Annotated in this window: 16 protein-coding genes; 10 read left to right on the forward strand and 6 right to left on the reverse strand. The window is 71.0% G+C overall.

What is annotated here, in order from left to right; all coding sequences use genetic code 11:
- The first annotated feature begins 2 nt into the window (after nt 1-2).
- Complete coding sequence (locus B1H19_RS26460; RefSeq protein ID WP_083107244.1) at nt 3-1034, forward strand: ABC transporter ATP-binding protein; 1032 nt, start codon at nt 3-5, stop codon at nt 1032-1034.
- A complete protein-coding gene (locus B1H19_RS26465; protein WP_083107245.1) occupies nt 1021-2139 on the forward strand; it encodes an ABC transporter ATP-binding protein in 1119 nt (372 codons plus the stop codon). The genes B1H19_RS26460 and B1H19_RS26465 overlap by 14 nt, the downstream gene beginning before the upstream one ends.
- A gap of 64 nt (nt 2140-2203) precedes the next feature.
- On the opposite strand, the gene B1H19_RS26470 is transcribed toward B1H19_RS26465, so the two are convergent.
- From B1H19_RS26470 to B1H19_RS26490, 5 genes are all read right to left on the reverse strand, one after another.
- Entirely contained in the window at nt 2204-3370 is a 1167-nt protein-coding gene (locus B1H19_RS26470) for an ABC transporter ATP-binding protein (RefSeq protein ID WP_083107246.1), read from the reverse strand.
- A 12-nt stretch (nt 3371-3382) separates the two neighbouring features.
- Nucleotides 3383-4444 carry an ABC transporter ATP-binding protein gene (locus tag B1H19_RS26475; RefSeq protein WP_083107247.1) on the reverse strand — a complete coding sequence of 354 codons (1062 nt, stop codon included), beginning with the start codon at nt 4442-4444 and terminating at the stop codon, nt 3383-3385.
- A gap of 11 nt (nt 4445-4455) precedes the next feature.
- Nucleotides 4456-5433 carry an ABC transporter permease gene (locus B1H19_RS26480; RefSeq protein WP_083107248.1) on the reverse strand — a complete coding sequence of 326 codons (978 nt, stop codon included), beginning with the start codon at nt 5431-5433 and terminating at the stop codon, nt 4456-4458.
- 120 nt (nt 5434-5553) lie between these two features.
- Nucleotides 5554-7359: an ABC transporter substrate-binding protein gene (locus B1H19_RS26485; RefSeq protein ID WP_083107249.1), complete on the reverse strand. Its 1806-nt coding sequence runs from the start codon at nt 7357-7359 to the stop codon at nt 5554-5556.
- Nucleotides 7360-7447: 88 nt separating this feature from the next.
- The gene (locus B1H19_RS26490; protein WP_083107250.1) at nt 7448-8479 is read right to left on the reverse strand and encodes an ABC transporter permease; all 1032 of its coding nucleotides are present in this window, start codon (nt 8477-8479) and stop codon (nt 7448-7450) included.
- Nucleotides 8480-8963: 484 nt separating this feature from the next.
- Between B1H19_RS26490 and B1H19_RS26495 the strand changes: the two genes are divergently transcribed.
- Complete coding sequence (locus B1H19_RS26495) at nt 8964-10064, forward strand: hypothetical protein (RefSeq protein WP_237289524.1); 1101 nt, start codon at nt 8964-8966, stop codon at nt 10062-10064.
- 69 nt (nt 10065-10133) lie between these two features.
- Here the strand turns inward: B1H19_RS26495 and B1H19_RS26500 are convergent, their stop codons facing one another.
- On the reverse strand, nt 10134-12365 hold the full coding sequence (locus B1H19_RS26500) for a prolyl oligopeptidase family serine peptidase (RefSeq protein ID WP_083107251.1): 2232 nt from the start codon (nt 12363-12365) through the stop codon (nt 10134-10136).
- 247 nt (nt 12366-12612) lie between these two features.
- Here B1H19_RS26500 and B1H19_RS26505 point away from each other — a divergent pair, with 247 nt between their 5' ends.
- The 7 genes from B1H19_RS26505 to B1H19_RS26535 all read left to right on the forward strand — a co-directional run bounded on the left by B1H19_RS26505 (nt 12613) and on the right by B1H19_RS26535 (nt 20232).
- Nucleotides 12613-12807, forward strand: coding sequence for a hypothetical protein (locus B1H19_RS26505; protein ID WP_030065897.1), 195 nt, complete (start codon nt 12613-12615; stop codon nt 12805-12807).
- A 167-nt stretch (nt 12808-12974) separates the two neighbouring features.
- Nucleotides 12975-14009, forward strand: a complete 1035-nt coding sequence (mshB, locus tag B1H19_RS26510) for an N-acetyl-1-D-myo-inositol-2-amino-2-deoxy-alpha-D-glucopyranoside deacetylase (protein ID WP_083107252.1) — start codon at nt 12975-12977, stop codon at nt 14007-14009.
- Nucleotides 14006-14617 carry a DUF6113 family protein gene (locus B1H19_RS26515; RefSeq protein ID WP_237289525.1) on the forward strand — a complete coding sequence of 204 codons (612 nt, stop codon included), beginning with the start codon at nt 14006-14008 and terminating at the stop codon, nt 14615-14617. Before mshB ends, B1H19_RS26515 begins: the two co-directional genes overlap by 4 nt.
- Nucleotides 14618-14859: 242 nt before the next feature.
- Nucleotides 14860-17064, forward strand: a complete 2205-nt coding sequence (locus B1H19_RS26520; protein WP_083107253.1) for a hypothetical protein — start codon at nt 14860-14862, stop codon at nt 17062-17064.
- Between the two features lie 183 nt (nt 17065-17247).
- Nucleotides 17248-18246 (forward strand): ABC transporter ATP-binding protein, encoded by a 999-nt coding sequence (locus tag B1H19_RS26525; RefSeq protein WP_083107254.1) that lies wholly within the window; start codon nt 17248-17250, stop codon nt 18244-18246.
- The gene (locus B1H19_RS26530; protein ID WP_083107255.1) at nt 18243-18980 is read left to right on the forward strand and encodes an ABC transporter permease; all 738 of its coding nucleotides are present in this window, start codon (nt 18243-18245) and stop codon (nt 18978-18980) included. Before B1H19_RS26525 ends, B1H19_RS26530 begins: the two co-directional genes overlap by 4 nt.
- A gap of 4 nt (nt 18981-18984) precedes the next feature.
- Nucleotides 18985-20232: a sensor histidine kinase gene (locus B1H19_RS26535; protein WP_237289526.1), complete on the forward strand. Its 1248-nt coding sequence runs from the start codon at nt 18985-18987 to the stop codon at nt 20230-20232.
- The last annotated feature ends 110 nt before the right edge of the window (nt 20233-20342 follow it).

Here is a 20342-nt window from a genome sequence, read left to right on the forward strand (position 1 = left end):
AGATGACCGATACGGACGAGGCGGCGCCGGCCGGCAGGGGCCAGGAGGCCGCGCCGCTGCTGGAGGTGCGCGATCTGCGGGTGGAGTTCCGTACCCGCGACGGGGTCGCCCAGGCCGTCAACGGCGTCAGCTACCGGGTGGCGGCGGGCCAGACGCTGGCCGTACTGGGGGAGTCCGGCTCCGGAAAGTCCGTCACCGCACAGGCCGTCATGGGCATTCTCGACTCCCCGCCGGGCTTCGTCACCGGTGGCGAGGTGCTCTTCCAGGGCCGCGATCTGCTCACCCTGGGCCGCGAGGAGCGGCGCAAGGTGCGCGGCGCCAAGATGGCGATGATCTTCCAGGACGCGCTGTCCTCGCTGAACCCGGTGCTCAGCGTCGGGGCCCAGCTGGGGGAGATGTTCCAGGTCCACGAGGGGATGTCGCGCAAGGAGGCGCGGGGCCGGTCCATCGACCTGATGGAGCGGGTGGGCATTCCCGCGGCCCGGGCGCGGGTGAACGACTATCCGCACCAGTTCTCCGGCGGGATGCGCCAGCGCATCATGATCGCGATGGCGCTGGCCCTGGCCCCCGACCTGATCATCGCCGACGAGCCGACCACCGCCCTGGACGTCACCGTCCAGGCCCAGGTGATGGACCTGCTCGCCGAGCTCCAGCGCGAGTACCGCATGGGCCTGATCCTGATCACCCACGATCTGGGGGTGGTCGCCGATGTCGCCGACACCATCGCCGTGATGTACGCGGGCCGCATCGTGGAGACCGCCCCGGTCCACCGGCTCTACAAGGCGCCCGCCCACCCGTACACCCGCGGCCTGCTGGAGTCCATCCCGCGCCTGGACCACAAGGGCCGGGAGCTGTACGCCATCAAGGGCCTGCCGCCCAACCTGACCGCCATCCCGCCCGGTTGCCCCTTCAACCCGCGCTGCCCGCTCGCCCGCGACATCTGCGTGACCGACCGCCCGCCGCTGTACGACGTGGGCCCCGGCCGGACCAGCGCCTGCCACTTCTGGAAGGAGACCCTCGATGGCGCCCGATGACCGGCCCGACGGCAGCCCCGGTGTCCTCGCCGACCCCGGCGGGTCGGCGCTCGGCGAGCCCGTGCTGGAGATCCGGGATCTGGTCAAGCACTATCCGCTGACCCGGGGCGTGCTCTTCAAGAAGCAGATCGGCGCGGTCAAGGCCGTCGACGGGGTCTCCTTCGACCTGCACAAGGGCGAGACGCTGGGCATCGTGGGGGAGTCGGGGTGCGGGAAGTCGACGCTCGCCAAGATGCTGGTGGGGCTGGAGCGGCCGACGTCCGGTCAGATCCGCTATCAGGGGCAGGACATCGCCACTCTGTCCGGGCGTGCGCTGAAGGCCGTACGGCGCAACATCCAGATGGTGTTCCAGGACCCGTACACCTCCCTCAACCCCCGTATGACGGTCGGGGACATCATCGGCGAGCCCTACGAGATCCACCCCGAGGTGGCGCCCAAGGGGGACCGCCGCAAGAAGGTGCAGGACCTGCTGGACGTGGTCGGGCTCAACCCGGAGTACATCAACCGCTATCCGCACCAGTTCTCCGGCGGCCAGCGGCAGCGCATCGGCATCGCCCGCGGGCTGGCGCTGCGGCCGGAGATCATCGTCGCCGACGAACCGGTCTCCGCGCTGGATGTGTCCGTCCAGGCGCAGGTCATCAACCTCCTGGAGGCCCTCCAGGACGAGTTCGACCTCTCCTATGTCTTCATCGCCCACGATTTGTCCGTCGTCCGGCACATCTCCGACCGGGTCGCGGTGATGTACCTGGGGCGGCTCGCCGAGACCGGTACGGACGAGGAGATCTACGAGCATCCGACGCACCCCTACACCCAGGCGCTGCTGTCGGCCGTGCCCGTACCGGACCCGGAGGCCCGCGAGCAGCGCGTGGGGGGACCTCCCGGCGGCCGCCGGGGGAGGATCCTGCTGACCGGTGACGTCCCCTCGCCCGCCGATCCGCCGTCCGGCTGCCGCTTCCGTACCCGCTGCTGGAAGGCCCAGCCGCTGTGCGCCCAGGTGGTGCCGCCGCTGGAGGTGCCCGAGGCGTTCCGGGAGACCGAGAGCCCGGCCCGGCATGCGTCGGCGTGCCATTTCGCGGAGGAACGGCACGTGGTGCCCGGCGACTGACGCGGACGGGGGCCCGGCCGCTGTGGCCGGGCCCCCGTCGTACGCGGTGTCGGAGTGCGGGACGTCAGGGCGTCTTGCCGGATGTGCCGCCGTCGTCGCCGCCTTTCGGGGCGCCCTCCGCGGCCGCCTCCTCGATGGCCGCCAGCGCCGGGTCCAGGACGATGTCCTCGCCGCGCGCCGCGGTCGTCGGCTCCTCCGGGAAGTGGCAGGCCGTCAGGTGGCCGTCCCCGTTGCCCGAGAGCTGCACCAGCGGCGGCTCCTCGGACGCGCACTTGTCCTGCGCCTTCCAGCACCGGGTGCGGAAGCGGCAGCCCGAGGGCGGGTTGACGGGGGAGGGGACGTCACCGGCGAGGCGGATGCGCTCGCGGCCCTCCTCGTCGTCCTCGACCAGCGTGGCCTCGGGCACGGCGGAGAGCAGCGCGTGGGTGTACGGGTGCCGCGGCCGCATATAGATCTCGTCGCGGGTGCCCACCTCCACGATCTTGCCGAGGTACATCACCGCGACCCGCTCGCTGAAGTGGCGCACGATCGCCAGGTCGTGGGCGATGAACAGGAACGCGATGCCCAGTTCGCGCTGGAGCTTCTGGAGCAGGTTGACGACCTGCGCCTGGATGGAGACGTCCAGCGCCGAGACCGGCTCGTCGGCGACGATCAGCTTCGGTTCCAGGGCCAGGGCGCGGGCGACGCCGATGCGCTGGCGCTGGCCGCCGGAGAATTCGTGCGGAAAGCGGTTGTAGTGCTCGGGGTTGAGTCCCACGGTCGCCAGGAGCTCACGGATCCGCTTCTCCCGGCCGCCGGGCGGGTTGATCCCGTTGATCTCCATCGGGCCGCCGATGATGGTGCCCACCGTCTGCCGCGGGTTCAGCGAGGCATACGGGTCCTGGAAGATCATCTGGATCTCGGAGCGGACGGGTGCCAGCTGCTTGCGGTTGGCGTGGGTGATGTCCTGCCCGGCGTAGGTGATCTTGCCGGCGGTCGGCTCCATCAGCCGGGTCAGCAGTCGCCCGGTCGTCGACTTGCCGCAGCCGGACTCGCCGACCAGGCCGAAGCTCTCGCCGGCGCGCACGGTCAGATCGAGGCCGTCGACGGCCTGTACGGCGCCGACCTTCCGCTTGAACGGGAAGCCGCCGTAGATGGGGAAGTGCTTGGTCAGCCCCTCGGCGGTGAGCAGCGGCTCGCCCAGGGCGGGCGCGGTGTCGCGGGGCGTGGGGAGGGTGACGTTGTCGGTCATGGTGATGGCTCCCTAGCCCAGCCGGGGCTTGATCTGCTCGGTGAAGAAGGTCTGCTTCTGCTCGGCGTTCAGATGGCAGGCGGCGGCGCGGCCGAGCGCCAGCGACGGCCGGTCCCCGGTGCAGCTCGCGCCGGCGACCTCGTCGACGAAGCCGCAGCGCGGGTGGAAGGCGCAGCCGGTGGGCGGGTCGAGCAGGCTCGGCGGGGCGCCGGGGATCGGGTTGAGGGCCTCGTTGACGTCCGAGGACAGCCGCGGCATCGAGCTGAGCAGGCCCCAGGTGTAGGGGTGCTGGGGCTGGGTGAGGATCTCCTTGACCGAGCCGCGCTCGACCGCCCGGCCCGCGTACATCACCAGCAGGTCGTCCGCGGTGTTGGCGACCACGCCCAGGTCGTGGGTGATCAGGATGATCGCGGAGCCGAACTCCTGCTGGAGGTCCTTGAGCAGGTCGAGGATCTGCGCCTGGACGGTGACGTCCAGCGCGGTGGTCGGCTCGTCCGCGATCAGCAGCGCGGGGTTGCACACCAGCGCCATGGCGATCATCGCGCGCTGGCGCATACCGCCGGAGAACTGGTGCGGATAGTCGTCCACCCGCAGATTCGGCTGCGGAATGCCGACCTTGGTCAGCATCTCGATGGCCCGCTGCCGGCCCTCGCGCTTGGAGGCGCCGGTGTGCTTGATGAACGGCTCCGCGATCTGCCGGCCCACCGTGTAGTACGGCGAGAGCGCGGCGAGCGCGTCCTGGAAGATCATGGCCATCTTGTTGCCGCGGAGCTTTTCCAGGGTCTTTTCCCGGGCCCCGGTCAGCGTCTCGCCGTCCAGCGTGATCTCGCCGGTGATCTCGGTCGACTTGGGGTTGTGCAGGCCCAGGACGGCGAGGTTGGTGACGGACTTGCCGGAGCCGGACTCGCCGACGATGCCGAGCGTCTTGCCGCGTTCGAGGTCGAAGGAGAGACCGTCGACGGCCTTGACGACGCCGTCCTCGGTGGAGAACCGCACATGCAGGTCGCGGACGGAGAGGAAGGAGTCCGGTCCGGCCGGGACCGGTGCGTCCTCGGTCTTGGTCAGTGTGGTCACGTCAGGCTCTCCTAGGCGAGGCGCACGCGCGGGTCGATAAGGGCGTACGCCGCGTCCACGACGATGTTGAACAGGATGATGAACGTGGCCGCGAAGAGCATCACGCCCATCACCGTGGGCAGATCGGTCTTGAGCACCGACTCGATCGACAGGGTGCCCAGACCCGGCAGCGCGAACGTCACCTCGGTGATCATGGCGCCGCCGAAGAGGGTGCCCAGGTCGATGCCGAAGATGGTGACGATGGGGATCAGCGAGCCGCGCCAGGCGTAGCGGAAGAAGACCGTGGCGGCCGACATGCCCTTGGCGCGGGCCGTGCGCACGTGTTCCTCCTGGAGCTGCTCGATCATCGCGGAGCGCGCCATACGGGTGTACTGGGCGGTGAAGATGATCGACAGCACGCACCACGGGATCAGCAGGCCCATGAACCAGCCCGCCGGATCCTCGGTGATGGGTACGTACTTGGGCTGCCCCAGCAGATTGGTGTTGTAGACGAGCAGGGTCAGCACGATCGGCCCGACGAAATAGATCTGCAACGAGCTGAGCACCAGCGAGACCGAGCTGAAGAACTTGTCGAGCAGGCTGCCCTGCTTCCAGGCGGCGAGCATGCCGGTGGCCAGGCCCACGAACAGGAAGACCACCGCGGCGCCGAGGGTCAGCGACAGCGTGATCGGGAAGCGGTCGACGATGGTGTTCCACACCGCGTCACCGGTGGCGAAGGAGTAGCCGAAGCAGGGGGCGGGGCACGGTCCCTGGGCGAAGTCGCGGCCGGTGACGATGCCGGCCATGAAGTGCAGGTACTGCACCGGGACCGGCTGGTCGAGCCCCATGTTCTTGTGGATGATCGCGAGGGCGTCGGGGCCGCAGTTCCGTCCGCAGGCCAGCAGCGCGGGGTCCCTTGGGGCGGCGAAGAAGAGGAAGAACGTGAAGGCGCTGATGAGCAGCAAGATCACGATCGCGCCGAGAGACCGGCGGACGAGGAATCGAAGCATGGCAGATCGCAGCTCTCGTGGGGCAGCGGAAGTGTGGAGGGTGGGGGCGGGGCACGGTGTGCCCGTCGGATGCGACGGGCACACCGTGCCGGGGGCCGCTCTGGATGCGCGGCCGGACGACTACTTCTTCACGTACAGCTTGGTCGGGTCGATGGCGCTGAGGATGTTGTTGTTCATCACGCCGCCGATCTTGGAGCCGTGCAGCTGGACCTGCTTGTAGTAGAAGGTCGGGATCTGCGGGAGGTCGTCCTTGAGGATCTTCTCGCCCAGCGCGAACCAGTCGGCCGCCGCCTTCTTCTGGTCGGTCTCCTGGGAGATCCGGTCGATCTCCTTGTTGGTCTCCGGGTTGTTGTACAGCGCGTAGTTGGTGCCGCCGTCCTGGATCTGCCGGCCGTCGTACACCGGGGGAAGCACCGTCAGCGCACTCGGCCAGTCCGCGCCCCACGCCGAGGGGTAGACATCGAACTGGTTGTCCGTCTTGCCGATGATGTCGTAGTAGGTGTCCGAGGGCAGTTCCTTGTTCTGGACGTCGAAGCCGGCCTTCTTGAGGTTGTCGGCCACCGCGACGGAGTACTTCGCGGGCTCGACCGCCGTGTTGTGGGCGTAGGTCAACTTCATGCCGAGCTTGCCGGCCTTCTTCAAGATCGCCTTGGCCTTGGCGACATCGCCCAGCGGGTTCTTGAGCTTGCCGTAGGGGTCGATGTTCTTGTAGCCGGTCAGCGTCGGGCTGATGTAGCTGCCCGCCAGCTCACCGCCGCCCGGGGTGCCGTACGCGTCGAGGATGGACTGGATCGGCATGGCGTAGGCGATGGCCTCGCGGATCCGCTTGTCCTTCAGGCGGCGCATGTTGAAGTTCATCACGCCGACGTACGGCTGGTAGCCGGAGGTCGAACGGGCCTTGATCTTGGGGTCGTTGGCGACCCGCTGGAGGCTGGCCGCGTCCACCTGGTTGTTGAAGCTGATCGCCGTCTGGTTGTCCGTGTTGTCGGCCATCAGACGCTGGGTGGAGTCGATGTAGGACACGCTGAACTGGATGTCGAACTCGTCCGGGTACTGGTGACGCGTGGGGTCCGTCTTGGGGTCCCACTGGGCGTTCTTGACCAGCGTGATGCCCTTGCCGTTCTTGAACGATCCGGGCTGGATCTTGTACGGGCCCGAGGCGACCGGGGCCTTGTCGTACTTCTCCTTGGTGTCCTTGGCCTTCTCGACGACGCCGTAGCCCGCCAGGGCCAGGGCGTAGGGCAGGTCACCGACCGGCTTCTTGAAGTGGAAGACGATGGTGTGGTCGTCCGGCGTGTCCAGGACGCTCTTGGGCAGGTGCTTGCCGCCGTAGGGGCCGCCCGGCAGGAGCTTGCGGTAGCCGGCGGTCGAGTTGGAGTCGGCCAGCCAGCGCTGGACGTAGGTCGGTCCGCTGGTGATGAAGTCCGCGAACTGCCGCTCGAAGGTGTGCCGCAGGTCCGTCGAGGTGATCGGCTTGCCGTCCTCGAACTTGACGCCGTCCTTGAGCTTGTACGTCCAGGTCTTGCCGCCGTCGGACTTCTCGCCGCTGTCCGTGGCGAGGTCGCCGACGACGTTGTACTTGCCGTTGTTGTCCTCGTTGAACGCCGTCAGCCTGCGGAACAGCAGGGTCGAGAGGCTGCCCTGGTCGGAGACGTAGAGCTGCGCCGGGTCGAGGTGGGCGTAGGTGTCGCGCTGGTAGACCTTGATGGTGCCGCCCGGAGTGGCACCGGGCACCGGCGCGGCCGGACCCTTGGAGGCGGCCGCGTCGGCGAAGGCTATCTGCCCGCGCATCTTCTCGGCATCCTTGCGCGACTGGTCGTCGCCCGCGCCCTGCTTGGCGCCGGCGCTGCACGCGGTCAGGGCCAGTGCTCCGGCGGTGAGGGCCACGATCGCGGCCTGGGCTCTGCGCATACGGACATTGCTCATGGTTGTGAATGCACCTGCCTGTCGTTGATCCGTTGCTGCTGCCTGACTGATGCGGCACTGGGGTGGCAGCACCCCCTGTGGAACGGATTCACCGAGCCCTCTTCGGGTCGAAGGCGTCCCGGACCGAGTCCCCGAGCAGGTTGAACGCGACGATGAAAAGGACCATCGCGACGCCGGGGAAGAACAGATACGTGATGTCGTTGTGGTAGTAGTCGGCCGCGTTGGCGAACATCCGGCCCCAGTCCGGGGTGGGCTCGACGAGACCGACGCCGAGGAACGACAGACCGGCGATCGAGGTCACGAAGTTCGGCAGCATGTAGGTCGTCTGGACCAGGATCGGCGTCATCACATTGGGCACCAGCTCGCGCCGGATGATCCGCCAGGGAGAGGCGCCGCTGATCTTGGCCGCCTCGATGAACTCCCGCTCGCGCAGCGACAGTACCTGGCCGCGCAGCAGCCGGGCGAGGCTCATCCAGCCCAGGAACCACAGCACCGCGATCAGGATCGTGCAGCGCAGCCAGAAGGGCATCTCGTCCTCGGGGGCGACGAAGATGGCGCTGACCACCGGGACGAACGCGACATAGAACAGCTGGTTGGGGAAGGCCATCAGCAGGTCGATGAGCCGGCCGATGAAGTAGTCCGTGCGGCCGCCGAAGTAGCCGGCCGTCACCCCCAGCACGATCGCGGTGAGCACCGAGATGATCGTGACGCCCACCGCCAGCCCCAGTGTGTTGCGGATGCCGTAGAGCAGCTGCATGAACACATCGCGGCCCAGGCCCGGTTCCAGTCCGAACCAGAAGTCCGAGGAGATGCCGCCGTTGGGGCCGGCCGGGTACTGGTTGACCAGCAGGCCCGGGGTGACCTGCCCGTATCGGGTCCAGGGGTCCTTGCCGTAGACGTTGGATATCAGCGGTGCGAGCGCGCCGGCGGCGAAGAAGAACAGCACGATGAAGGCGCTGATGACGCCCGTGTGGTCGCGTTTGAAACGCGCCCACATCAGCTGGCCCGGTGAACGCCCCGTGAGCGCACCGTTTTTGCCCTTTTTCTCCGAGGTCGCACTGTCGGGACCCAGACCTGGGGTGTCGGTCTTGGTCACCGCGGTCTGGGATGGACTAGTCATCGCGAAGTGCCCCCGCGCCGAGTTCTCTTGGAACATGAAGCGGCGCCGAGTCGCGCCGTTGGATGGCGCGACTTTCGCAAGTTATTTACGGCGGAGTCAAGGGTGTGCGGTGTGCCGTTGTGCAGGTCGTCTGCTTCTTGAGCGAAGATTACGCAGATCGACGCATAGGCGTGCTTGACAGGCCTCGGTCATGTACGGCATGGGGGACATATCGCGCCCAACCGCTTTAACAAGAAGGCAATATCGCCGCAGCAACTCCGATATACGAACGCGCGATGCTGAACAACGTACGGCCGTGCGGGTGCCGTAGACCGGCCGGGGACGCCGAGAGGAGCCCCCGGCCGGTCACCGTTTTCGCGGGTATGCCGCACCGCCACGACGTATGTGTTGTCCCGGCCCCGCGGGTGCAGTAGACCTGCACCAGGCGTGCGCACACCGGCGGCGCCACGGACGAGACGGCGCATCGACGCGGACGGGGGCGGCCGTGTCCACCAGACGGAACACCGGTCTCAGCGCGGGCGCCCGGGGCACCGCGGCCCTGCTGTGTGTGCTGATGGCGCTGACCGACATCGGCTGGATCATCCGGGACCTGAACATCGCCCAGCATCCCGCCGACGTGTGGTGGACCTGGCTGGGCGAGGTGCGCCGGCCCGGCGAGTTCACCGCCTGGGGCACCAGCGCCCTCGATCCGCTGCTGGTGCTCGGCGCGCTCGCCGCCGCGGCCGCCGCGCTGCGCGCCGCCTCCTCGATCGCCTCCGGCGCGCTGCTCGCCCTGGCGTCCGCCACTGCGCTGCTGCGGCTCCCGCTGCTGTGGGTGCTGGGCGCGAGCTGGTTGCAGGGCCTGGAGAGCGGGTTGACCGGACGGGCCCGGCTGACCGCCGGCGCCCAGCTCGCCCTCGCCGTGGTCCTGGCCGTCGTGGTCGCCGCGGGCCGCCGTCCCGACGACAGCGCCGACGAGGATCTGCGCGGGGTGACCCGGCGCGCGTACGGAGTGGTCCACCGGCTGCCGCACGACGACGAATCCGACGACGCCCCCGGCCGCCCGCACAAGGGGCAGGCCGGTGCGCTCGCCGCCCTCCTGGGAACGGCCGGACTGGCGCTCGCCGCCTGGGAGGCCCACTGGCTGCTGCGGCTGGGCTGGGACGTCTACCGCAAGGGGCTGCTCGGCGACGCCTCCGTCTTCCGGGCGTTGCTCCAGCCCCCGGTGCACTGGCAGATGACGGTGTACGCGCTGCTGTCCCTGGGAGCCGCCGCCGCGGCGCTGCGGCGGGCGTCCTGGGCCCGGCCCGCGGCCCTGGCGGCCGGGACGCTGCTGGCCGTCCAGGCGGCCGGGGCGCTGGTGTTCGCCGCCGGGACCGGGCAGCTCGGCGAGTTCCCGCTGCTGCCCGGCCAGGCCCGACTGGAGCTGGGCACCGCGGTGGTGGTGGCCCTCGCCGGGACCGCCGCGGCCGTGGTGGCGGCCCGGCCCGGAGTGCCGGACGGCCGCCCGGAGGCGGGCGGGGCGCTGGCCTACGACGCCTCCCCGGAGGCGGAGCGGCCGCCGCATGCGCCGCCCCCGCCGTCCAGGCTCCCGCCGGGCTGGTAACGGGGCGGGCGCACCGCCTAACGGGGCAGGCGCACCCGCCGGTTCACGCTTCCCTCGCCCACGGAGCGCTCAGGCCATCCCCAAGGACCGCTTGAGGAAGTCCACCTGGAGCAGCAGCAGGTTTTCGGCCACCTGCTCCTGGGGCGTCATATGGGTCACCCCGCTCAGTGGCAGCACCTCGTGCGGCCGGCCCGCCGCGAGCAGCGCCGCCGACAGCCGCAGCGCATGCGCCACCACGACATTGTCGTCCGCCAGCCCGTGCACGATCATCAGCGGCCGGTGCGGCTCCACCGCCCCCGACAGACCCTCGTCCGTGACCAGCGAGTTCTCGGCGTAGACGGCCGGCTCCTCGTCCGGGTGCCCCAGATACCGCTCCTGGTAGTGGGTGTCGTACAGCCGCAGATCGGTCACCGGCGCGCCCACCACCGCCGCATGGAAGACATCGGGCCGGCGCAGCGCGGCCAGGGCGGCCAGATAGCCGCCGAACGACCAGCCGCGGATCGCGACCCGCTCCAGGTCGAAGGGGAAGGATTCGGCCAGCGCCTGGAGGGCGTCGACCTGGTCCTCCAGGACGACCGCGGCCAGCTCCCGCGAGATCGCCTTCTCCCAGCCGGGGGAACGTCCCGGGGTGCCCCGGCCGTCCGCCACCAGCACCGCGAACCCCTGGTCCGCGAACCACTGCGACGTCAGATGCGCATGGTGCGCGGCGACCACCCGCTGTCCGTGCGGCCCGCCGTACGGATCCAGCAGCACCGGCAGCGGACCGTCGGCCTCCGTATAGCCGGTGGGCAGCAGCACCGCGCACGGAATCTCCCGCTCCCCGGCCAGCACGAAGCGCGGACGGGCGGTCAGCTGCGGCTCCTCGGCGTACGAGGCGAGCGTGGCCAGCGTCTTCTCGCCGCCGTCCGCATCCAGCCGCAGGACCTCCACCCGGGCCCCGGGCCACTCGGCCGACGCCTGGGAGAGCACCACCAGCTCCCCGCTGCGCACCGCCGAGGACACCGTCGGGAACGGCCGCGCGCCCACCCGCTCCCAGCCGCCCTGGTCGCCGCTGCCGCGGAACCAGGCGCGGTAGACGCCGATGTCCTTCATATCCGTACCGCTCGCGGAGAACAGGACGTCGTCCTCTCCGACGTCCAGTACGGCGCGCACATGCAGCGGTGCACCCGTCAACGGCCGGTCGCCGACGAACAGTTTGCGGGCGCCGCCCTCGTCCGCGATCCGCACCAGCCGTCCGTCCGGAGTCCAGGCGGGCGCCCCGGGGAACGGCTCGACCCACACCTCGTCCTCGTCGTCGTGCACCGTACGGGTCGCGCCGGTCCCGGTGTCGACGGTCAGATAGCGCTGGTCGCGCTGGTCGCGGGATTGCACCAGGAGCAGCGGCGGACCGCCCGCGGACCAGTGCACGCGCGCCAGATAGGGGTAGCGGACGTGGTCCCAGGTGACCTCCGTACGGGAGCCGTCCAGCCCCAACAGGGCCAGGGTCACCACGGCGTTGGCGGTGCCGGCCGCGGGGTAGGCGACCGGCACCGGCTCGCGGTCGGGGTGGGCGGGGTCGGCGATCCACCAGCGCCGCACCGGGGACTCGTCGACCCGGGCGGCCAGCAGCCGGTCGCTGTCGGGCGACCACCAGAAGCCCCGGTGGCGGCCCATCTCCTCCGCGGCGATGAACTCCGCCAGGCCCCAGGTGACCTGCGGACCGTCCGGCGCGGCGAGGAGCCGGTCGGCGGTACGGGTGTTGGCGGTACGGGTGTCGCCCGCGCCGTCGTCGGACGCGCTCTCTTCGTCGGGGGCGGCCCCGCCGTCGGAGGTGGCCCCGCCGTCCACCGAGACCACCCGCAGCCCGCCCTGTGCCACGAACGCCACCCGCCGCCCGTCCGGCGACGGCCGCGGGTCCACCACGGGCCCCTGGACCGGGAGTTCACGTGTGGTGCCGGCCCGCAGCTCCGAGACGAACAGCCGGCCGGAGAGGGTGAACGCCGCCAACTCCACGGCCTCGTCCACCGCGTAGCCGACCACGCCCGCCGAGCCTTCCCGGGTACGCTCGCGGCGGGCCCGCTCCTCGGGGGAGAGTTCCTCGTCCGCCCCGGCCAGCAGCGCCAGGGGGTCGGCGGCGGTGAACTCCCGTCCCTCGTCCAGGTCGAGGACCCACAGCCGCTGGGCGCGGTCGGTGCCCGAAGCGGAGCGCAGGAAGACGACGCGGGCGCCGTCGGGCGAGAGGGCGTAGCCGCGCGGGGCGCCCAGGGTGAAACGCTGTGTACGGGCGTACTGCCGGGGGAAGGAAGGCTGTCCGGTCGTCATGGGCCCGAGCCTAAAGGGGCGCGGGCCCAAAGGGCGTGGGCCACCGGTGGTCGCACTCGTGAAGATCGCGTGCGCCCCTCCTCTGCACCCGTGCACCGACTTATGCACTCGGACGGAAAGTTATGATCCCTTGCGCGTCATGGGTACGGGGTAAAGAGCCCATGGCATAACCCGGTGTGCGGGTCGTCGAGGCGTCCCGTGTGCCACCAACTCTGTCCGGTCCGTGCGTACTTGGAGGTGAGCCGCCGTGGCACTCTCGATTTCGGCGGTGGTGCTGCTGGCGATCATCGTCTTCTTGCTTGTCAAGAAGTCCGGGCTGAAGGCCGCGCATGCGTTTGTCTGCATGCTGCTGGGCTTCTATCTGGCCAGCTCGTCCATCGCCCCGACGGTCAAGCAGGTGACGACGAACGTGGCCAGCATGCTCGGCAACATCAAGTTCTGAGCCACCGCACCCTCGAGTTCCGAACCACTGCACCTGCTGATCGGGTCCGGGTGTCCGGGGCGGCCGTCCCAGGGTGCCGCCCCGGACACCCGTCCCCCGATCGGGTGCAGGGACGGCGACCGGGATCGCCTGCTGAGGGCTCGGAGGACGGCTCGTAGGCTGTCGGCATGTCCCACCCGTCTCCCACCACCGCCCCGGGCGGAGATGCCGCGCAGCGCAGTGACATCCCTTCCCGCCGCCTCCTGCTGGTCCATGCGCACCCCGACGACGAGTCGATCAACAACGGTGTGACCATGGCCAGGTACGCCGCCGAGGGTGCCCTGGTCACCCTGGTGACCTGCACACTCGGCGAAGAGGGCGAGGTCATCCCGGCCGAGCTCGCCCATCTGGCACCCGACCGCGAGGACGCCCTCGGCGCGCACCGTGTCGGCGAGCTGGCCGCCGCCATGGCCGCGCTGGGCGTCACCGACCACCGTTTCCTCGGCGGCGCGGGCCGCTACCGCGACTCCGGAATGATGGGCGCGCCCCAGAACGACCGGCCGCAGGCGTTCTGGCAGGCCGATCTCGACGAGGCGGCCGCGCATCTGGTGGCCGTCATCCGTGAGATCCGTCCCCAGGTCCTGGTGACATATGACCCGAACGGCGGATACGGGCACCCCGATCACATCCAGGCGCACCGCGTCGCGATGCGCGGCGCGGAGCTCGCCGGACGGGCGGACTTCCGCCCGGACCTGGGCCCCGCGTACGCGATCGAGAAGATCTACTGGAACTGCAACGCCCGCTCGGACGTCGAGAAGGGCTTCGCCAGGCTGTCGGCCGCCGGGGTCTCCTTCCCCGGGATCGCCTCGGTGGACGACGTCCCGGGCGTGGTGCCGGATGCCGAGGTCACCGCGTCGATCGGCGGCGGCCCGGTGTACGCGGCGGCCAAGGCCGCGGCGATGCGCGCCCACTACACCCAGATCGCGGTCGACGGACCGTTCTTCGCGCTCTCCAATGATCTGGGCCAGCCGCTGTTCGGCAGCGAGCACTATCGACTGGTGCACGGTGAGGCGGGCGCCCCGGAGGGCGAGCGCGAGGACGACCTGTTCGCCGGGATCCCGGCGGGCGCGGGCAGCGCCGTCGGCGGCGGCGAGAGCGGCAGCCGGACGGCGGAGCGGACGGAGCACCGGGCGGCGGACCGGATGGAGGAGGCGGCGGAATGAGCGCGGGAAACGGGCCCGGCAAGGGACCAGGTGAGCGACCCGGAAACGGGCCCGGAAGCGGTTCCGGCAAGGGGCCCGGCAAGGGTGCGGGAAGGCCCGCGGGGAAGGGCGCTGCCGCGGGCGGCAAGGGCAACGGGCCCGGCGCACCGCAGCGGTCGCGGGCGGGCGGCGGCGCCTCCGCCGCGCGCCCCGTGCCCCCCGCCCCGCCCCGCCCCGCCGCCGGGCCGTCGGCCCCGGTGACGCCGGGCCGGATCGGCCTGTACGTGCTGCTGCTGGTCGCGGGGGTCCTGGTCGCCGTGGCCGGGACGCTCGTCCAAGCGGCGTGGTTCCCGGGCGGATTGCTGCTGGCGCTGGCCGCGGCGGCCGGTCTCTTCCACGGCGGCGCCACCGCGACCGGCACCCTGGCCGGTGCGATGATCCCGGGCGCGGGCTGGCTGGTGGCCGTGTTCCTCCTGCTCAGTCAGGTCCGGCCGGAGGGGGACTTCCTCTTCGGCGCCGGGACCAGCTCGTACCTCTTCCTGGCCGGTGGCCTGGCGGTCGCTGTGATCTGCGCCACCGTCGCCCAGCGGCGTGCTGTGGGCGTACCGCACGGCCGAGTTGGCGGATGACATGGTCCATAGCAGGACCAAACCGGCGGCGAGCCCGCTAAACGGGTTGTGTCCAGGGGGTTCGCCCATGGCGGCGGTGTTCGTACGCTCTTCGGGTGTCCGTCGGCGGCGGCCAGTATGGTGGTGCGCGCCGCCGCGCCGCCCTGGGGGCACACCCTCGGCTAACGCCGGGGGCTCCCCCACCTGGCCTGTGGCCGGGGATCATCGCTGACGAGCGGCGGAGCCAACCGGGAGAACCTGCTTTGAGTCGTGAATCTGACAGTTCGTCCTCCGGCCCCCAGGGCCGTGGCGGAGCCGCGTACCCCTCGGGCACGCAGCCGTACGGCTCGCCCGGGGGAAACGCCGACGAGGCCGCGGCCCGGCCGGAGGAGCCGAAGACCGAGACCACGCTGACGACGCGGATCAAGATCAACATTCCGGGGTCCCGCCCCATCCCGCCGGTCGTCGTGCGCAAGCCCGTCGGTGAGGAGTCCGGCATGGGCGCTCCGGCCGCGCCCGGCGGCCCCGCCGGATCCCCGGGCCCGTCCGCTCCCGCACGTGGCGCCGAACGCAGCGGCGAGCGCACCGCGAACACCCCGCGGCCCGAGGCGGCCGGGGACGCGCCGACCACCGGTGGCCCCGGTGACAAGACCAGCGACTGGTTCGCCCCGCGCAAGCCGGGCGCCGGCCCCGGTGGCGGGTCCTCGACGGGCTCGCACCAGGTCCCGCCCGCCCCCTCCGGTGCGACGCCGCCGCGCGGCACCTCCGGCGCCACGTCCCCGAACCGCCCCGACCTGCCGTATTTCTCCGACGGCCAGGGCGCGCCCGGCGGCGCTTCGCCGTACGACACCGGGGCAGGGCAGACGAGCACGCCGTTCGACACCGGGGCGCCCACGGGCGGCTCGCCCTTCGAGAGCACCCCGTTCGACGGCGGTGGTCCGCGCGGCGGTTCGCCGTTCGATGCGCCCGCCGCGCCCGCACGCCCGCGCAGCCCCTTCGACTCCCCGCTGGGCGACCCCGCGGGCCCCAGCGGCCCGACGACCGGCCCGGCGCGCGGTGACAGCGCGCTGAACCTCCCGCCCGGCTTCAGCGAGCCCGAGGCGCCCGGTGTGCCCGGCCGGCCCGACGACACCGCCGAGCTCACCCCGCAGCCTCCGGCGCCCCCGCTGGCCGGTCCGGGCCGCGGCATGGGCGTCACCGGAGGCATCTCGGGCGGCCTGCCCGGCAGCGCCGCGGCGGGTCCCGGCGCTCCCGGCAGCACCGCCGCGGGGCCCGGCGCCCCGAAGAAGAAGCGCGGGCGCCCAAGCGGCGTCCCCGGTGCCGTCGGTACGGACGACGGCGCGCGCGGCTCCGCCCCCGGCGGCCGGGTCTCCGGCGACACCCTGGTCAGCGGCATCCCGACGACGTCCGACGGACCGTCGTCCCCCTCGCCGTTCGCCTCCCACCCCGCCGACGCGGACGACTCCGCAGCCCCGCCGTCGCGCCGGGCGATCCCGGAGCCGATCAAGCCGCCCAAGAAGGGCCGCAACAAGATCGTCCTGGTGGGCGTCGGCCTCGTGGCCCTGGTCGGTGTCGCCTACGGCGCCGGTCTGCTGCTCGACCACGCCGACGTGCCCAACGGCACCACCGCGCTCGGCATCGACATCGGCGGCACGAGCAAGGACGAGGCCGTCAAGAAGTTGGAGAAGGGCCTGGGCGACCGCCTCACCGCGCCGCTCAAGCTCACCGTCGGCGGCAAGCCCGTCACCCTCCAGCCCGCCAAGGCCGGCCTCTCCATCGACCTTCAGGCCACCGTCCGCAAGGCCGCGGGCCGCGACTACAACCCCGTCTCGGTCATCGGCTCGCTCTTCGGCGGCACCCGCGTCGCCGATCCCGCGGTGGTCGTCGACGACGAAAAGCTGGGCGTGGCCCTCCAGAACCTCGCCGGTCCGGCGGCCGCCGCCAAGGACGGCGGGATCTCCTTCGTGAACGGCAAGGCGGTGCCGCACTACGGCGTGCCGTACAAGTCGATCGACACCGGGGCGTCCCAGACCAAGCTCGCCGACGCCTACCGCGACCGGGCCTCCACCGGCAGCGACACCACCGTCGATCTGGCGGCCACCACCCAGCAGCCCAAGGTCGGCAAGGCCGCGGTGGACAAGGCGATGAAGCTGTTCGCCGAGCCGGCGATGTCGGGGCTGGTCACGGTGCGGACGGACGCGGGGCACGCGGTCTCCTTCAGCCCGCAGAAGTCCATCCCCAAGTTCCTGTCCTTCACGCCGACCGCCGACGGTCAGCTGACGATCCACTACAACCTGCCGGTCCTCGAGCATCTCTACGGCGACACCTTCAACGGCCAGACGGTCACCACGGGCAGCGGCCAGAAGAAGCCGGTCACCCCGAACATGGTGGCGAGCGCGGTGAGCAAGGCGTTGCAGGGCAGGACGCCCGCGGAGCGGGTACAGACGATCGGCGCGGACGCGCCGTGACGGCGTCCGTGATCGGCCGGTGACTGCTGCCGGCCGTGGCACGGAGTAAAACCGCAGGTGGAGGCCCTCTGGGCGGATTCCTCAGGGAAATCCCCTAGGGGGCCTCACCCATGACAGATGTCATGCAAAGGTCCGTACACACGACACTGCCGGGCGAAGTGCGGATGCCGGAAGCTGAATGTCATGACGACGACAGCAACCACCACCGCCACCGCCGCGCAGCCCGCCGGCCCGGCGCCCGTGGTCAGCTTCCGGGGGGTCAGCAAGAGCTACGGCGCGGTGCGCGCGGTGGCCGATCTGGACCTGGAACTGCATCCGGGCGAGACCGTGGCCCTCCTCGGGCCCAACGGCGCGGGCAAGTCCTCCACCCTCGACCTCCTCCTCGGACTGCGCACCCCCGACTCCGGCAGCCTCTCGCTCTTCGGGATGACCCCGCAGCGCGCCATAGAAGACGGCCGGGTCGGCGCCATGCTGCAAAGCGGCGGCCTGATGGAGGGCGTCAAGGTCAAGGAGTTGGTCGGGCTCGCCCGCGATCTGCATCCGCGCGCCTACCCCCTCGACCGGATTCTGGAGACCGCCGGCATCACCGACATCGCCGAGCGCATGGTCGGCAAGCTTTCCGGCGGCCAGGAGCAGCGGGTGCGCTTCGCCCTGGCCACCGCCGGCGCCAACGACCTGATCGTGCTGGACGAACCGACCACCGGTATGGACGTCTCGGCCCGGCAGACCTTCTGGGGCGCGATGCGCGAGCAGGCCCTCCAGGGCCGCACCGTCCTGTTCGCCACGCACTACCTCGAAGAGGCCGACGCCATAGCCGACCGGGTGATCGTGCTGCACCGCGGCCGGGTCCTCGCCGACGGCAGCGCCGCCGAGATCAAGGCCAGGGCCGGCGCCCGCCGGATCAGCTTCGACCTCGACGCACCGGTCGACCGCGACGCCCTGTCGGCCCTGCCGTTCCTGACCTCCCTGTCCGTGTCCGACAACGGCTCCGCCGCCGGCACCGGCCGTCGCACCGTGCGCATCCAGTCCCAGGACGCCGACGCCACCGTGCACGCCCTCTACGGCCTGGGAGCCTACCCCCGCAATCTGGAGGTCTCCGGCCTCGGCCTGGAACAGGCCTTCATCGCCCTGACCACCGCATCCGACGCGACGTCCGCCACCGCCGAGGAGGCGGCCCGATGACCACCCTGATCAAGCTCGAGATCATCCGCGCCCTGCGCAACAAGAAGTTCATGTTCTTCTCGGTGATCTATCCGCCGGCGCTGTATCTGATCATCGCGGGCGGCGCGGACAGCAAGCCGATACCGGGCATGCAGTTGGACATGGGGCTGTACTTCATGGTCTCCATGGCGGCATTCGGTGCCATGACGGCCGTCCTGCTGGGCAACAGCGAGCGCATCGCCAAGGAGCGCGAAAGCGGCTGGGTGCGCCAGCTGCGGCTGACCGCCCTGCCCGCCCGCGGCTATGTCGCGGCCAAGATGGGCGCCGCCGCCACGGTCAGCCTGCCCTCGATCGTGCTGGTCATGATCGTCGCCGCCACGGTCAAGGGCGTCCGGCTGGAGGCCTGGCAGTGGCTCGCCATCGGCGGCGGCACCTGGCTCGGCAGCTTCGTCTTCGCCGCCCTGGGCGTCGCCATCGGCTATCTGGCCACCGGCGACGCGGTCCGCCCGATAGCCATGCTGATCTACTTCGGGCTGGCCTTCCTCGGCGGCCTGTGGATGCCGCTGACGATCCTGCCCCAGTGGGTGCAGAACATCGCAGAATGGCTCCCGACCCACGCCTACACGGCACTCGGCACCGCGGTCGAGGCCGGCAACGCCCCTCAGGTGAAGGACATGGCCATCCTGGCCGGCTATCTGCTGGTCTTCACCGCCTGCGCGGCATGGCTGTACCGCAAGGACACCCGGAAGGCATAGACCGGTGGAGACGACGTGCGCGTCCGAGGACCGCAACCCGGTGATGATCGGGCAGGAAGCCCGAACCCGCCGCCAGGCCCTCAGCAAGACGGTGTGGGTGGGCGTCTGGCTGCTGTATCTGGCCGCTCCCGTCGCCCAGCTGATGCAGCCCCGGACCACCACCGCAGAGCGGATCTGGGGATTCCTCGGGCTCGCACTCTTCGTCGTCTCCTACTTCGTCCTGGTCTTCCGGCACATGTGGCGCGCCCTGGCCGGCCCGATCGCCTACGCGGCGCTCGCCCTGATGCTGGCGCTGTCCATCGCGCTCTCCTGGACGCTGGACTCCTCCTGGCTGGTGCTGTTCATCTTCACCAGCGTCGCCACCGGCGTGGTCATGCCCTGGAAGCTGTCGCGCTGGCTCATCCCGCTGATCACCCTCGTGGTGCTCGCCGTCGGGGCGCGCTACTCCGAGATCCGCGACTACTACGTCTTCGCCTACAGCCTGCCCACGCTGGGCAGCGGTTTCATGATGGTCGGGGTGCAGTACCTGATCCGTACGACCAAGGAGCTGCGCTCCGCCCGTGAGGAGGTCGCCCGCCTCGCCGCCAACGACGAACGGCTGCGCCTCGCCCGCGACCTGCACGACCTGCTCGGCCACTCGCTCTCCCTGATCACTCTCAAAAGCGAGCTGGCCGGCCGGATGCTCCCCGACAAGCCCGAGGACGCCGCCCGGCAGGTCGCCGACATCGAACGGGTCAGCCGCCAGGCGCTGGTCGACGTCCGCGAGGCGGTCACCGGATACCGCCGCCCCCGGCTCGCCGTCGAACTGGCCGGTGTGCGCGCCGCGCTGCGCACGGCAGGTATCGAGGTCACCGTCGACCCCGCCCTGGAGTGCGAGCGGCCCGGGCTCGCCCCCGACGAGGAGGGCGCGCTGGCCTGGGCCCTGCGCGAGGCGGCCACCAATGTCGTACGGCACAGCGGCGCCCACCGCTGCGAGCTGCTGCTCACCGAGGAGTGGGAGTCCGACGAACGCCGCTATCTGTGCCTGGCCGTGGTCGACGACGGCACCGGCCCGCCCCGTGCCTTCCACGACGGCAACGGCCTGTCCGGCCTGCGCGAGCGCCTGGCCTTGGCCGACGGCCGTCTGGAGACCGGCCCCGCCCCGCGCGGCCGGGGCTTCGCCCTGCGGGCCTACGTCCCGCTCGGCGGCCCTGCGCCATCCGGCGGCGACATCTCCGCGACACCCGCTGAAAGCGTTAGGCCACCCGACTGAACCTTGCCGACAAGGGTTTGAGTTTCTGCGGTTCGGCGGCGTGGCGTAGGGACAACGGCAGCACGATATGTCTGACACCCGTGAGACAGAGGCTAGGAGCGCCGTGAGAA

The organism is Streptomyces gilvosporeus, assembly GCF_002082195.1.
Classification (GTDB): Bacteria; Actinomycetota; Actinomycetes; order Streptomycetales; family Streptomycetaceae; genus Streptomyces; species Streptomyces gilvosporeus.